The following is a 15,071-nucleotide window of genomic DNA, read 5'->3' on the forward strand; positions in this document are numbered from 1 at the left end:
CGGGCCGGGCCCGGCGCCGTCAGCCGGCGGCGGGTCCCGTGGACGGCAGCGTGGCCTGGGGGCTCTCGCCGTCGGCAGGCACGTCGATCGTCATCCAGTCGACCAGCAACGACCCGGCGGCGTCCCGGGGCGGCAGGCCCTCGAGGGATCCCGTCTGCACGACCAGGTGCATGCGTTCCACGGGGATGTCCTGCGTGGTGCTCCCGACGACCTCGTCGTCGACCAGGAACGACATCCGCGAGGGCGTCCACTCGATCGTGTACGTGTGCCAGTCGGCCAGCGACGCGTCGGTCTCGTGGTGGACGCACTTCTCGGCCGGGTCGACCAGGCAGTGCACGTTCAGCCAGGCGGGCGCACCGAGCGCGCCCTCGGGGAAGTCGATCTCGCCGTGCGCCCAGACGTTCTCGTCGCTCCAGAGCAGCACCGCCACCCCGTACCCGTCGACCTCGTCGCTCTTCATCCGGATGCTGTAGCGCCCGGAGGTCTGACCACCCCATCGTCCGCCGACGAGCGGGACGACCCCGCCGGCGAGCGGGGTGCCCGCCTTCGTCGTGCGCAGGTGCATGTCGAGCATCCCGTCGTGGGCGCTCAGCGTGGACGCCTGGTACCGGCCGGTCCCCGCGGTGTCCGCGAAGCCGTGGTAGACGGTGAACCGGTCGTCGTAGGCCGCCTCGAACCCGCCCGACGGGGTGGTGTCGTCGAAGTCCTCGGAGAACACCCGCTTCCAGCCGTCACCGTCGCCGGTCGGCATCGCGACCCCGCTGGGGCCGGGGCCGACGGACGTCGTGCCGGTGGTCGCCGCGGCGACGGCGCCGACGGCGACCACCAGGGCCGCGGCCACGATCGCGACCCGTCGTCCCCGCGTCCGGAGTGGGGTGCGGTGGCGGGAGGAGCCGAGGCCGTGCGCGGGTGCTGCGCCGTGCGCGGCGGCCGACTGCTCGGCGACGGGGCGGGGGCCGTCTTCGTCCGGCGTCATCCAGCTGCCCATGCGCGGACCTCCGAGAGACCGACGTTGATCGTGCTGTTCGACACCCCGGTGGTGGTGAACCGCACCCACGTGACGTTCCGGGCGGTGAAGTCCACCGTCCGGGCACTGCCGTCGTTCGGGAGCTCACCCACGGCGACCTGGCTGCCGTCCGAGAACGTCAGCGTGCCGCTCGTGATCTGGTCGTCGCTGTTCGGACGGTCGTGCAGGACGATGCGCTGGAGCGCCACCGGGGCGGCCCAGTCGAGCTGGACCCAGATCCCGGTCCGTCCCCAGGGGACGGCCCACTCGGCGGTGTGGTCGACCGGGTGGCCGGACACCACGCCGTCGACGGCCTTCGCGACGGTCTGGCCGTCGGCCGGGTTGTCGGCGATCGCCGTCGGGGTGGCCGAGCCGGTGACGTCTCGCAGGCCCGGAGCGGGCGTGGGCGTGGGGGTCGGCGTCGGGGTCGGCGTGGGCGTCGGGGTCGGCGTGGGCGTCGGCGTCGGCGTCGGCGTCGGGGTCGGCGTGGGCGTCGGCGTCGGCGTCGTGCCGCCGCTGCTGCTCGCCGGCGGAGTGCGCGGATCTCGGCGAGACCCACGTTCTGCGTCCCGCCACTGACCGAGGTCACCGTGAACCGCACCCACGTGACACTGCGCGCCGCGAACGTGATCCGCTGCACCGCACCACCGTTGCTCAACGCCGGCACCTGCACACTCGAGCCGTCCGAGAACGTCAACGTCCCGCCCAGCACCTGGTCCACCGTGTTCGGCCGATCAGCGAGGTCGACCGCGTCCAACGCCGTCGCCTTCGCCCACTCGAGCTGGATCCACGTCCCCGCACGACCAGACGGCGCGACCCACTCCGCCGTCGGCGCATCCGGGTACCCGCTCACCACACCGTCGACCGCCTTCACGGCCGTCTGACCGTCAGCCGGGTTCTCCGCACTCGCCGTCACCGACGCCGAACCCGTCACGTCCGTCCGCGTCGGGGTCGGTGTCGGCGTCGTGTCGGCCGGGGCCAGCGCGCGGATCTCGGCGAGACCCACGTTCTGCGTCCCGCCACTGACCGAGGTCACCGTGAACCGCACCCACGTGACACTGCGCGCCGCGAACGTGATCCGCTGCACCGCACCACCGTTGCTCAACGCCGGCACCTGCACACTCGAGCCGTCCGAGAACGTCAACGTCCCGCCCAGCACCTGGTCCACCGTGTTCGGCCGATCAGCGAGGTCGACCGCGTCCAACGCCGTCGCCTTCGCCCACCCGAGCTGGATCCACGTCCCCGCACGACCAGACGGCGCGACCCACTCCGCCGTCGGCGCATCCGGGTACCCGCTCACCACACCGTCGACCGCCTTCACGGCCGTCTGACCGTCAGCCGGGTTCTCCGCACTCGCCGTCACCGACGCCGAACCCGTCACGTCCGTGTGGGTGGGGGTCGGGTCCGTGGGGTCGGTGGGGTTCGTCGGCACCGGCGAGCCGGCGGTGTACTGCCGGCTGAGCCACGAGGTCTCCGGTCGCGCCGAGCAGGCCTGGTACGACGCGCAGGTCTCACCGTCGTGGGCGGCGTAGGTGAAGAACGCGTCGGCCTTCGCCTGGGTCTGTGCTGTCGTCAGGTTCGCCGGACGGTCGGCGATCGGGTACCCCATGTACCCGGTGAATCCGTGCGCGCCGGTGTACTGCCGCTGCACCTGGTCGGTCAGGTAGGCGACCGTGTGGTGGTCGCTGTGGTCCCCGTCGCCGTACTCGCCCTCGTGGTCGAGGGTGTGGATGTCCGTCGGTGCGAAGTCCTGCACGATCCCCTGCAGCGTCGCCCGGAGCTGCGCGAGCGTGTACGTGGCGCTGTGCGGGGCGTCGGCGACGGTGTGCAGCGTGTCCATGTCGCCCGTGTACAGGCGCTGGAGGCTCTCGTACCCGTTCGCCCAGAAGCCGTTCCCCTCGACGTTGCCGTCCGGCAGGTCCATGAAGACCAGGCTGATCCGGGGGTCGGCCGTCAGGGTCTCGGTGAGCAGGGTCCGTCCGGCGACCGTCGTGGAGCCGGTCGTCGATGCCGGGTCGACGCCGGCCATGCTCGCGTAGGCGGCCATCAGCCCGACCTGGCGTTCCTGCCAGTACCAGTCGGGCTTTCCGGCGTCACCGGCGGTGACGATCACCGAGCGGACGCAGCGCCCCGCGTCGATGTCCTTCCGCAGGTCGGTGCCCTGGAAGAGCAGGTCGTCGTCGGGGTGGGCGACGACGTTGAGCACCCGCCCGGCGCTGCAGTCCGCGGCCGCGGCCACGGCGGGCTGGACCGCGAGGTTCGGCGCGACCAGCACGGCGAGCACCGTGGCGACCACGCCCGCGACGGACGCGACGGTGGCCCGTCGCGTCCGTCGCGGTCTGTCGGAGGTCGGTTCAGTCGGTTGCATGGCGCAGGCCCTCCGTCGTCAGTTCGTACATCGCGGTCGTCCCCGACGACCAGACCCGCTTCCAGTAGGGCGAGGACGCCATGGCGGCGGCGAGCTCCTGGTAGTCGGCGTCGCTCTGGTAGCCGTACCGCTCGTCGTAGGCGCCGAAGGGCTCCGCGACCAGGGCGTAGTAGCCGGTTGCCGACCAGTTCACGACCAGCTCCCGCGTCACGTTCGACAGGTCGGCCTCGGCGTCGTAGCCACCGGTCGGGTCGGGGTACGGGCCGAGTGCTTCGCGGGACAGGTAGCCCACGTCGAAGTACCGTGCGCCGGTGTTGCTCGGGACGGCGTTGGCCGAACCGGTGAGCAGCATCACGGAGCCCGCGGGTGCCGTGCGGTCGTAGTACTGCGTCGCCGCGGACTGACTCCGGGTCATGACGCGGTTCCAGTCGAGCGAGGTCTGCCCGAACGCACCGATCGCGACGAGCGCCGCCACCGCTGCTCCGGCGACCGCGAACCGCACGGCGGACGGACGCATCCCCCGCTGCAGGAACGCACCGACCGGGGCGAACCGACCGGCGGGCATCGGGAGCGCCGCCGCCAGGATCGCGATCCACGGCGTCGCGAAGAGCACGACGCGGAAGACGCCCTCCTGGCCGTAGTTCGTGGCGACGAGCAGCGAGATCGGGCTCGCAGCGGTGGCGAGGAGCGCCCAGTGCGTCCGGTCGCGCCGCATCAGCACGGTCACCAGGGCGATGAGCCCGAGCACCACGAGCGCGGCTGCCGGGATGTCGAACGCCAGGCGCGTGACGAGCGGCTTCGGCAGGACGGTCATGTCGTGCGCGGGCGGCTGCACGTTGTCGAGCACGCGTCCGACCGCCGCGAGCGACAGGAACCGTCCGAGGATGTCACCGTTCAGCGCGGCGAAGACCACCGCCGGCACGAGCACGACGACGGGCAGCCACCAGGGGCGGAGCATCCGGAAGACGATGAGCGTGACGAGTGCGGCGACCGTCAGGTACGGCGAGATCTGGTGCGTCACGGCGAGCACGACGCCGATGACGGTGATCGCGATGATCCGCGAGAGCCCCACCCGCCGTGCCCGCGGCTTGGCGGCGACGGAGCCGTCGGCGGTGGTGACAGCGGCGTCGCGCAGCGGTCCCGTGGCGAGCACGAGGATCACGATCGACATCAGGATGCCGGTCGACTGCGGCGAGAAGTACGTGGTGTTGAGCGAACCGGTCATCGCGGTCAGCAGCGCTGCGATCCACGGCCGACGGGCACCGGGCAGCCAGTGCGCCGCCAGGACCCCGACCGCGATGGTCGTGCTGAACGCGAGCAGGACCGGCACCCAGGCGGCGATGAGGATCGTGTTGACGATGCCCCCGACGTCGGCGACCCAGGCAGCGCCGGCGAACAGGCCGGACCAGGTCTGGAAGATGTCGGCCGACGGGTTGGTCCCACCGAACTGGCGGATGTACTCGACGACACCGATGTGCCGGGCCGCGGCGGTCACGGTCGGCACGCCGTACGTGATCGCTTGGGCGAGCTGCACGACACCGCCGAGCACGACGACGGGCACCGCGAGCCCGCGGCCGCGCACCAGGGCGATGACCGCGGCGGCGACGACGAGCGCGAGGCCGACGACCAGGCCCGGGCCGAGCGAGCCGAACAGGCCGGCCGGCACCGGGTCGCCCATGTGGGTGAGCGCGGCGACGACCACGACGACGAGCCCGCCGAGCGAGAGCGCCGTCACGGTGGCGGTCGTGCTCCACCGGGGCCGAGCGGTCGCACGGTGCTCGAGTCCGGCGCGACGGAGCTCCGCCACGTCACGGGGTACCGAGACGGCGAGCGCCGCAGCGGTGAGCACGACGACACCGACGAAGGGGACCGTCGGCGCCCAGATGTGGAAGGTCGCCATGGTGTACCCGATGCCGATCGTGCCGACGAGCGACCCGGTGACGGCGAGGACGGCGAACCGTGCGAGGGACATCGGGCGGACGAGCAGCATCGGGGCGACCCCGAGCAGGGCGAACAGGAAGACCGCGACGGCGCTCGCCCGCAGGGTGGGCAGCTCGACGACGCTGCCGACGGCGGCCAGCACGAGCGTCAGCACGACGATCGCGGCGGCACCGAGTCGCGCCGCCGGCCCCATCGCGCCACCGGGGGTCGGTCGCGCCGGCCCCGCGGTGTCGAGGCCGCGCTGCAGCTCGTGGCGGCCGTGCGCCGTGCGGTCGATCGTTCCCGCACCGCCCATGCGTTCCCGGAGCGCCAGGACCGGAGCGGTGAGCACGGATCGCCGCTCGACGCGACGCAACCGACGCTTCGTCGCCGCGAAGCTCCGCGTCGACGGCGTCGACGGTGTCCGCGTCGCGCGCGGCGCCCGTCCCGTGGCCGTTCGCCGGAACAGTGTCGGCAGCGTCGTCGCCCTGCTCGAGGCCGAGGCGCGCGAAGGCGCTGATGGCCTCTGGTGCCGCGTCCACCGAGGCGGTCAGCGTGTCGCGGTCGAGTGCGTTCTTGGTCATCCAGGCTCCGAGTCCGTGGCCGTGCGCGGCAGCGGCGGCGCGGAGCGACGCGACGTCGTCCGCCGATCGCTGCCACGCGATCGCGGCCGGTTCGACGGCGATCGCGGATCCGGCGAACAGCAGTCGTGTGAAGAGGTCGAGGTCGTCGCCGCCGCCGACGCGGGTGCCGGGCCCGAAGGCGGTGTCGAACCCGCCGATCCGGAGCGCGGTCGCGCGGTGCACGGCGAGGTTCGCGCCGGTGCCGTAGGCCGAGGCGGCGAAGGGGTGCAGCGGGAGGTCGTCGACCGGGTCGTCGAGCCGGAACACCCGGCGGCGGACGGTCCGCCCGCCGGGGGTGCGGTCGTCGTGCCAGCGCTGCGCCGGCGTCCGGAGCTCGGCACTCGGCACGAGCCCGGTGACGCAGGCCACGTCCGGGTCGGCCGCGAAGGCACGGGCGATCGCGGCGATCCAGCCGCCGTCCACGACGGTGCCCTCGTCCACGAACGCGACGACGTCGCCGGTCGCGACGAGCAGGCCGGCGTTCCGCGCCGCTGCGAGTCCGCCGTCGGGCGCGGGGATGGTGGTGACGCGGCGTCCGCCGATGTCGACGGTCGCCACACCGTCGTCGTCGGCACCGTGCGAGACGACGACGACGTCGAAGTCGGGGTGTCCGTTCGCGAGCACGGACCGCATGGTCGTGCCGGCGGCACCGTCCGTGCAGAGCACCACGGTGACGGACGGCAGCACCAGACCTGCTGCCGGCCGACGCTCGGGTGCCGGCATGGGCCGGATCGCGCGCTGCAGCGCACGGACGTCGATGGTGCCGCCGATGCGGCGGCGTTCGGTGATCTCGGCCTCGACGAAGCCGAGCGGCTCGCCGTGGTCGCGGACGAGCAGTCGTGCACGCCCGTACCCGGCCGATCCCTGCAGGGCGATGACGTCCCGGTGGCTCGACGCGTGCACGTCGGCACGGTCGACCTCGCCGACCCAGAGCGCGCCGTCCCAGGTGGGGACGAGCGGCCCGGTCACGACCGGCGAGAGGACCATCGCCAGGGTCGCGCGGGTCACGGTGTGCCCACCGGCTGCGGGAGCGGGGCGGGTGCGGGCGGGGTCCGCACGACGACGGTGCCGAGGACCCGACCGACGGCGTAGCCCGCGACCGTCGAGACGACGGAGAGCGCGATGGCGTACGCCCGCAGGCCTCCACCACGACCGACGTGACGCAGTTCGCGCAGCACGGCGCCCGGGATCACGCGGGTCAGGTAGGTCGACTCGCTGGCGAGCGAGTCACCGGTGCCGACCCGACGGCTCAGCACGGCCTTCGAGATGCCCTCGTAGTAGCTGCGGCGGCGCAGGTAGCGCATCGTCACACGGTCCGGGGAGACCCGGTGCGAGACGTTCGAGCGCGGTTCGTGCCGGATCCGCGCGCCGGGACGGGCCTGGGCGATGCGGATGCAGAGTTCGGTCTCCTCGCAGCCGAGCGGCTGGTTGCCGACGCGGCCGATGCCGGAGCGGAAACCGCCGGCGAGCAGGATCGCGTCGCGGCGGAACGCCATGCTCGACCCGATGACGTTGCGGACGTCGCCCGGGGTCTCGGGCAGCCCGCGGTACGAGCACCCGACGATCCAGAGCAGTTCGTCGGCGTACGGGCCGGGGCCTGTCGCGGTCGGCCAGGACGGCGTGGCACGACCGCCGACACCGACGACGTCAGGGTCCTCGAGCGCGGTGAGCATGTGCCCGAGCCAGTCGGGGTCCGCGGTGGCGTCGTCGTCCAGGAACGCGACGACGTCGGCGTCGGTCAGGGCGACACCGGTGTTCCGGGCCCCGGAGAGTCCGCGGTCCTCGGTGTTCGGGACGACCCGGAGTTCCGGCCAGCGCGCGGCGGCGCGGGCCAGGAGCTCGGGCTCGTGGTCGATGACGACGACGACCTCGGGGCCCTCGGGCTGGCGCTTGGCCGACTCGACGCTGTCCTGCAGGTCACCCCAGCGCTGCTGGGTGTAGGCGCAGATGACGACCGCGACGGTCGTCACGCGACGTCCTCCTCGAGGGCGACGACGGACGCGACGACGGACGCCCCGGCGACGACGGACGCAGCGACCGGGGTCGCGACGGACGCAGCGACCGGCGTCGCGGCGGCGGGCGCAGCAGCGACAGGAGCAGCAGCCGGCGCGGCGAGCTGCTCGGCCGGCGGCACGACGCTCATGGCCGCCCGACGGACCTCGGCACGGCCGATGGCGGCGCGACGACGCTCGTGCATGATCGACTTCAGCACGCGGATGCCGTCGGTCACGGCGTTGAGGTTGCTGGAACCGTGCACCCGGAGCTTCTCGTGGCTCGGCACCTCGGTGATCGCGAGCTCGGCGGCCGACCAGCGGCAGGTCAGGACGGTCTCGATCTCGAACCCGTCGCCCCACAGCATCGAACCGTCGGCCGGCTTCGGCAGCTCGGACGACAGCAGACCGATCTCCGGCAGGACGTCCGCCCAGAAGGCGTTGTAGCCGTAGCAGAGGTCGCTGTAGCGGGTGCCGAGGATGATGTTGCAGAGCATGTTCAGGCCACGGTTGCCCATGTTCCGGACGATCGTGATGTCGTCGCTGCCACCGCCGAGCGAGTACCGGGTGCCCTTCGCGACGTCGGCGCCGTCGACGAGCGCCTGGACGAACCGCGGGATCTCGTCGGGGTCCGCGGAGCAGTCGGCGTCGAACATGACGACGATGTCGCCGGTGACGGCCTCGAAGCCGCAGGCCAGGGCGTTGCCCTTGCCCTTGCGGGTCTGGTGCACGACGCGGATGTCGGGCATCACGCGCTGGGCGGCGGCGATGGTGTCGTCGACGGAGTTGCCGTCGACCAGGATCACCTCGTACACGGGCGGGAGCTTCGGGAGGATGATCTCGAGGTTGCGGGCCTCGTTCCGTGCCGGGATGACGACGGAGACCCTCGGGTCTGCAGGGCGAACGGTACGTGCGGGCATGGCGCGGTCCTGTCGGGTCAGGGTTGCTGTCGGGTGGTGGCTCGTCGAGACGAGCGGCGCGTCCTCGGTTGACGCACCGACGACGGTGACCGTCGTCGGTCGAGCAGCGGGACGCGGGTACGACGCCGCCTGCTTGCCGCGGGTGAGTGGGTGCTCTCCCCCGCGGTTCCAACCATCGCCGTGGCCAGCGGGAGGGTCAATGCGCGGTGCGGTCCCTTGCGGACACCCGGGTGCGGATACGGAAACCCGCAACCCTCGTGCAGGTCGGCCCTCCGGCGCGGCGGCCGACGGGTGGTGGACGCAGGACGGGAGGCGCGGTGCCAGCCGGCACCGCGCCTCCCGTCCGGTCGTGGACCGGTCTCAGACCTGCGGCACGTCCGCCGTCTCGAAGGCGGCCCGCAGCGCGACCGCCAGCTCGGCGACGTGCGGTTCCCGCAGCAGCGACGTGTGCTCGCTCGCGATCCGCACCATCTCGGTGGGCCCGCGCAGCAGGGCGGACCACCCGGCGGCGTCGGGGTTGGCGTCGGCGAGGACGTAGGTGGCCCTCCCGTGGAACGGCGTCGGGTGGTGGCGTCTGGTGACGATCTCGGCCTGGTCGAAGAACGCGTCGAAGTCCTTCTGCCCACCGTGCCGCAGCACGCCGGCCGTGTACGCACGGAGCCGCTTGGCGAACCGCGCCCCGTACGGCACACCCGCGGGCAGCACCCGCCTGACGGCGCGGTCGAGCCCCCGCTGCACGGCCCGGACGGCGGTGTTCGGCTGGTCGCGCGGCTCCATCCGGCCGAAGTGCAGGCGGGCCTGTTCGGACTTCGTGCGGGGCAGGTACGTGTCGAGCAGGACGACGTGCTCCACCTGCTCGCCGCTCTCGGTCAGGAGCCGGGCGATCTCCAGCGCGACGAGTCCGCCGAGCGAGTGCCCGACGAGCAGGTACGGGCCGCGGGGCTGCACGATGCGCATCAGGGCGAGGTAGCGGCGGGCGCTCCGCTCGATGTTCCAGTCCGGCATCCCGCGGCGCTCGAGGGCGTGCTGCTGGAACGCGTACAGGTCGTGCGCGGGCAGGTGCCGCGAGAGCGGCAGGAACGTCAGCGCCAGGGCACCGCCACCGGCGAAGCAGAACACCGGCGGCCGGCCGCCCTCGCGCGCCTCGGACACCTTCACGACGTCGGGGTGGCTCGGCAGCGCGCTCGTCCCGCTCCGCACCCGTCGGGCGAAGGCGCGGAGCGTCGGGTGCTCGAGCACGTCCGAGGAGCGCAGGTCGACCCCGAGCCGGTCCTGCACGACGGCGAGCATCTCCTCGGCGGACAGCGAGTCGCCGCCGAGCGCGGAGAAGTCCTCGTCCAGGTGCACGCCCCGGAGGCCGAGCACCTCGGCCCAGATCTGCCCCACGACGAGCTCCCACTGGTCGTACTCGCCCTCGACCATCTCGGTCTCGACGCTCGGCGCACCGGGGAGTTCCGCCCGGTCGACCTTGCCGCGCTCGTTCCGCGGCAGTTCGGTCATCGGCACGATCGACGCCGGCACCATGTACTCGGGGAGCCGCTCACGGAGCGCCCGGCGGAGCGCGCCCGGTGCCGGGGTGCGGTGCCCCGGGCGTCCGACCACGTAGGCGACGAGCCGGGTGACGGAACCGGGGTCGACCTGTGCCGTCACGACCGCGTCGTGCACCTCGGGGACCGCGCGGAGCGCCGCCTCGACCTCACTCGGCTCGACCAGGTAGCCGCGGACCTTCACGGCGTCGTCGGATCGGCCGAGCAGCACGAGCCGCCCGTCGGGGTCGACGCGTGCCAGGTCGCCCTGCCGCCAGCTCGGGGTCCCGACGGGGATGCCGGCGACGGCCTCGGCTTCGCCGGTGTGTCCGGCCCGTTCGGCGGTCTTCTCCGGCGCGCCCCAGTAGCCCGCGGTCAGGGCGTCGGAGACCACGACGAGCTCGCCGGTCTCCCCCGGACCGGCAGGGCTGCCGTCCTCACGGAGCACGAGGACCGTCTTGCCGGGCAACGGCCACCCGGCGGGCACGACGCCCTCGGGCACCGGCTCGCCCGGGGCCACCGGGCAGTACGCGACGCACGCGGTCTCGCTCGAGCCGAAGGCGTTCAGGAGCAGCGTGTCCGGGTCCAGGTGGGGTCGAGCCGCGGCGAGGTCGGCGCCGGTGACGGACTCGCCCGTGGTCATCAGGAAGCGCAGCCCGCCGAGCACCGGTGCGGTCCCGGCGGCCGTCCCGTGCGACCCGGGGGCGCTCTGCGACCCGATGATCGACCGCAGCAGGTGCGGGGTGCAGACGAGCACGTTCACGTCGTCGTCCCGGAACCGCCCGAGCAGCCGCTCGACACCGAGTTCACGCGGCTCGAGCAGCACGATGGTGCCGCCGCAGAGCAACGTGTCGAACGAGAACAGGAGCCCGGCCGCGAACGACAGCGGCAGGACGACACCGAGCCGGTCGCCGGGGCCGAGGCCGAGCGCGAGTGCGTCCTGCTCGGCGTCGGCGATCTGCTGCCGGTGCGTCAGGACCACGCCCTTCGGCATGCCGGTCGAGCCGGAGGTGAAGACGATGGCGAAGGGGTCCCGCCCGCCGGGACGCACGCCCACGCTGTCCGCCGACGGGGCCGCGCCGGGACCGCCCGCGTCCAGCGGTTCGCCCGTGTGCAGCAGTTCGCCGAGTGCGTGCACCCGGCCGTCCCGCTCCGCGACGACGGCAGCGGCCAGCGCCGCACGCTCGGTGTCGGCCACGATCTCGTCGACGCCGGCGAGCCGGGCCACGTGCGCCAAGCGGGCTGCGGGCAGGTGGTCGTCGAGCACCACCACGGTCCGTCCGGCACGCACCAGCGCGAGGATGCCGATCACGGCCTCGGTCGACTGCCCCGCCATCAGTCCGACCGGCTTCGACGCCCCGCCCGGGGTGTCGCCGACGCCGGCGCCGCTGTGGTCGTCGGGTCGGAGCGTCACGGCCAGGGCTGCGGCCAGCGCGCGCGAGGCCCGGTCCGCTTCGGTGTACGTGTAGGGGCGGCCGTCGCCCGCGAGCGCGGCGGCGTCGCCCCGGAGTGCCACCGCGCGGTCCCAGCGGTCCAGCACGGAGTGGTCGGCCGCCGCGGGCACGGCTGCGGGGTGGTTCCAGGGATCGACGGTCGTCAGCGGGTCGACGGAGGTCACGATGACACCTCGGGTGCTCAGCAGCGGACCGCCACGACTCCCGCGACGGTCTTCCGACCGTAGGTCCGCGCTCCCCCCGCCCGCGAGCAGTCGAGAGCCCGGTGCGGGGAACCGCAACCGGCCTGGAGGCGCGGCCTGCGCCCGCCACGGACGGTACGACTCCGGAACGACCGGTCCACCGCCGTGGGCGCCTTCCGCACGGCGGCTCGCCCCGGCTCGAGGATCGTGCGGTTCCGCGCAACCTCCGGATCAGCCGTGGCGTGACCGTGGATGAGCCGTGCATCCCCGATGAGGACGCTCGGGATGAGAACGGTCCGGACGAGAACAGCCCCCGGGAGATCCCGGGGGCTGTTCATCGAGTGCTGGGGTACCTGGACTCGAACCAAGAACGACGGTACCAGAAACCGCTGTGTTGCCAATTACACCATACCCCAAAAGGCCTGTCGGCCTTCTGGCCCGGTCACCCGGGGCACGATCAACTACTGTACAGCATCCCGGAGGTCCGCAAGACCACCCACCAGGTCTCGGTGCACGGCGGCGGCGGTCGCGGCTCCGTGTCCGGCGGCGACGATGAGCTGCTCCGGCCCGGGAGGCGTGACGTCTCCCACGGCGTAGAGCCCCGGGACGGATGTCCGGCCCACCCGGTCCACCACGAGGAGTCCCTGCGTGTCGCACTGGAGCCCCTCGAGCGCTCCGGGCGTGTCGCCGTTCGTGGCCGTGTTCCCGCTCGTTGCGCCCGGACTCGTGGTGGCGCTGGTGCGCAGCCAGTCGAGGTCGGCGTGCCACACCGGTCGGACGAACCCACCGGTCCGCGGCTCGACGTGGCCGTCGGCGAGCCGGACGCCGGTCATCCCGGAGCGATCGCCCTCGAGGTCCGCGACGACACGCTCGTCCACGACGACCCCCGCCGCCGCCAGTCGAACACGGTCGGCGTCGTCGAGCGGCGCCACCCCGTTCGTGTAGACGATCAGGTCGTCGGTCCACGAGGCGATGAGCAGCGCCCGGTCGACCACGTCGTCGGTCTCACAGATGAACGCGAGCGGCTGCCCGGCCTTGTCGTACGCATCACACTCGACGCAGCTGTGCACCGCGGTGCCGTAGAACGCGCGGAGCATCGGCAGTGCCGGGAACTCCTCACGCAACCCCGTCGCCACGACGACCGTCCGGGCGCGGGCCTCGAGCTCGGTGCCGCGCCACGAGCCGTGCACCCGCCAGGTGTCCGTGTCGGCGTCCGGGGCCACCAGGTCGACGACGGACTGCACGACCGTCGCCTCCGGGTACCCCTCGACCTCGGTCCGCCCGAGCTTCCGGAGCTCGAGCGGCGAGATGCCATCGCGCGTCAGGAACCCGTGCGACCGGAGCGTCGCGGCGTTCCGGGGGCGGTTCGCGTCGACGAGCAGGACGGTGCGCTTCGCACGGACCAGGTTGAGCGCAGCGCTCAGCCCGGCCGGACCAGCGCCGATGACCGCCACGTCGTGCACGACCGGGACGGCGTGCTCCGTGCTGCTCACGGTCGGTCAGCGCGCCGCGAGGGCGCGGAGGCGGGTCAGGGTGGACTCCTTGCCCAGGATCTCCATCGACTCGAACAGCGGCGGGCTGATCCGACGTCCGGACACCGCCACGCGCAGCGGGCCGAAGGCGACGCGGGGCTTCAGGCCGAGCTCGTCGATGAGCGCTGCACGGAGCGCGCCCTCGACGGCCTCGGTGGTCCAGTCCTGGACGCCCTCGAGTGCTGCGGTGCTCGCCGTCAGGACCGTCGCCGTGTCGCCCTTGAGCGAGGCCAGCGCGTCGTCCTCGACCACCAGGTCGGCGTCGGAGGTGAACAGGAACCCGAGCATCGCCGGTGCCTCGCCGAGCAGCTGCATGCGCTCCTGCACGAGCGGAGCCGCCTTGGTCAGGACCTCGAGCTGCTCCGGGGTCGCCGGGTCGCTGATGAACTCCGACAGGTACGGCAGCAGGCGCGACCGGAAGTCCTCCGGCGCCAGCAGACGGATGTGGTCCCCGTTGATCGCCTCGGCCTTCTTGTGGTCGAAGCGGGCCGGGTTCGGGTTCACGTCGGTGACGTCGAACGCCGCGACCATCTCGTCGATCGAGAACACGTCGCGGTCGGGGCCGATCGACCAGCCGAGCAGCGCCAGGTAGTTGACGAGCCCCTCCGGGATCATGCCGGCGGCACGGTGGTGGAACAGGTTCGACTCGGGGTCACGCTTCGAGAGCTTCTTGTTGCCCTCCCCCATCACGTACGGCAGGTGCCCGAACACGGGGATGGAGGGCGCGAGGCCGATCTCGTACAGTGCCTCGTACAGGGCGATCTGCCGCGGGGTCGACGACAGCAGGTCCTCACCCCGGAGCACGTGGGTGATGCCCATCAGGGCGTCGTCCACCGGGTTCGTGAACGTGTACAGCGGCGTGCCGTTCGGACGGACCACCACGAAGTCGGGGAACGTGCCCTGCTTGAAGGTGATCTCACCGCGCACCAGGTCGTCGAAGCTCAGGTCACGGTCGGGGACCCGCAGGCGGAGGGCCGGCTCGCGGCCCTCGTCGCGGAAGGCCTGGCGTTCGGCATCGGTCAGGTCACGCTCGTGGTTGTCGTAGCCCTGCTTGGGGTCACGACCGGCGGCCCTGTTGCGGGCTTCCATCTCGTCCGGCGTGACGAAGGACTCGTAGATGTGGCCGGACTCCTTGAGCTTCGCGATCACGTCGTCGTAGATCGCCGTGCGCTCGGACTGGCGGTACGGTCCGTGCTCGCCGCCGGCGTCCACCCCTTCGTCCCAGTCGAGCCGGAGCCACCGGAGCGCGTCGAGGATCTGCGCGTACGACTCCTCGCTGTCGCGGGCGGCGTCGGTGTCCTCGATGCGGAACACGAGCTTGCCGCCGGTGTGGCGGGCGTACGCCCAGTTGAAGAGCGCCGTACGGATGAGCCCCACGTGCGGGGTCCCCGTCGGGCTCGGGCAGAAGCGGACGCGGATGTCGGAGCCGGAGGCGGTGGTGAATGGCGCAGTCATGACCCGTCAACCCTACCGCGGCACCTGTCCCTCCCACCTGCCCCGTGGACGGGCCGCAAACGCAGAAAACCCCTGACCACGAATGGTCAGGGGT

The 15,071-nt window shown here is 72.8% G+C and carries 8 protein-coding genes, 1 tRNA gene and 1 pseudogene; all 10 read right to left on the minus strand.

Going from position 1 to position 15,071, the window contains the following annotated elements:
- Positions 1 to 19: 19 nt before the first annotated feature.
- A complete protein-coding gene (locus ACZZ9K_RS04245; protein WP_463443399.1) occupies positions 20 to 988 on the minus strand; it encodes a glycoside hydrolase family 16 protein in 969 nt (322 codons plus the stop codon).
- Positions 973 to 1,611: a DUF7402 domain-containing protein gene (locus ACZZ9K_RS04250; RefSeq protein WP_463444733.1), complete on the minus strand. Its 639-nt coding sequence runs from the start codon at positions 1,609 to 1,611 to the stop codon at positions 973 to 975. Before ACZZ9K_RS04250 ends, ACZZ9K_RS04245 begins: the two co-directional genes overlap by 16 nt.
- Positions 1,554 to 3,374 (minus strand): annotated as a pseudogene (locus tag ACZZ9K_RS04255) (PIG-L family deacetylase); the annotation flags it as partial. The pseudogene ACZZ9K_RS04255 and the gene ACZZ9K_RS04250, both read right to left, overlap by 58 nt.
- A gap of 1,808 nt (positions 3,375 to 5,182) precedes the next feature.
- On the minus strand, positions 5,183 to 6,925 hold the full coding sequence (locus ACZZ9K_RS04260) for a glycosyltransferase family 2 protein (protein WP_463443400.1): 1,743 nt from the start codon (positions 6,923 to 6,925) through the stop codon (positions 5,183 to 5,185).
- Positions 6,922 to 7,887 (minus strand): glycosyltransferase family 2 protein, encoded by a 966-nt coding sequence (locus ACZZ9K_RS04265; RefSeq protein WP_071246821.1) that lies wholly within the window; start codon positions 7,885 to 7,887, stop codon positions 6,922 to 6,924. The genes ACZZ9K_RS04260 and ACZZ9K_RS04265 overlap by 4 nt, the downstream gene beginning before the upstream one ends.
- Complete coding sequence (locus ACZZ9K_RS04270) at positions 7,884 to 8,828, minus strand: glycosyltransferase family 2 protein (RefSeq protein ID WP_463443401.1); 945 nt, start codon at positions 8,826 to 8,828, stop codon at positions 7,884 to 7,886. Before ACZZ9K_RS04270 ends, ACZZ9K_RS04265 begins: the two co-directional genes overlap by 4 nt.
- A 360-nt stretch (positions 8,829 to 9,188) precedes the next feature.
- Positions 9,189 to 11,972 (minus strand): AMP-binding protein, encoded by a 2,784-nt coding sequence (locus tag ACZZ9K_RS04275; protein ID WP_463443402.1) that lies wholly within the window; start codon positions 11,970 to 11,972, stop codon positions 9,189 to 9,191.
- Between the two features lie 362 nt (positions 11,973 to 12,334).
- Positions 12,335 to 12,406 (minus strand) — tRNA-Gln (locus tag ACZZ9K_RS04280).
- Between the two features lie 45 nt (positions 12,407 to 12,451).
- Positions 12,452 to 13,483, minus strand: coding sequence for an NAD(P)/FAD-dependent oxidoreductase (locus ACZZ9K_RS04285; RefSeq protein WP_463443403.1), 1,032 nt, complete (start codon positions 13,481 to 13,483; stop codon positions 12,452 to 12,454).
- Positions 13,484 to 13,489: 6 nt separating this feature from the next.
- A complete protein-coding gene (gene gltX, locus ACZZ9K_RS04290) occupies positions 13,490 to 14,977 on the minus strand; it encodes a glutamate--tRNA ligase (protein ID WP_463443404.1) in 1,488 nt (495 codons plus the stop codon).
- Between the last annotated feature and the right edge of the window lie 94 nt (positions 14,978 to 15,071).

Source organism: Curtobacterium sp. AC268 (genome assembly GCF_979258745.1).

Coding starts and splice junctions, on each gene's coding strand:
- gltX (WP_463443404.1), bottom strand. CDS start 14,977: ATGACTGCGCCATTCACCACCGCCTCCGGCTCCGACATCCGCGTCCGC.
- ACZZ9K_RS04270 (WP_463443401.1), bottom strand. CDS start 8,828: ATGCCCGCACGTACCGTTCGCCCTGCAGACCCGAGGGTCTCCGTCGTC.
- ACZZ9K_RS04245 (WP_463443399.1), bottom strand. CDS start 988: ATGGGCAGCTGGATGACGCCGGACGAAGACGGCCCCCGCCCCGTCGCC.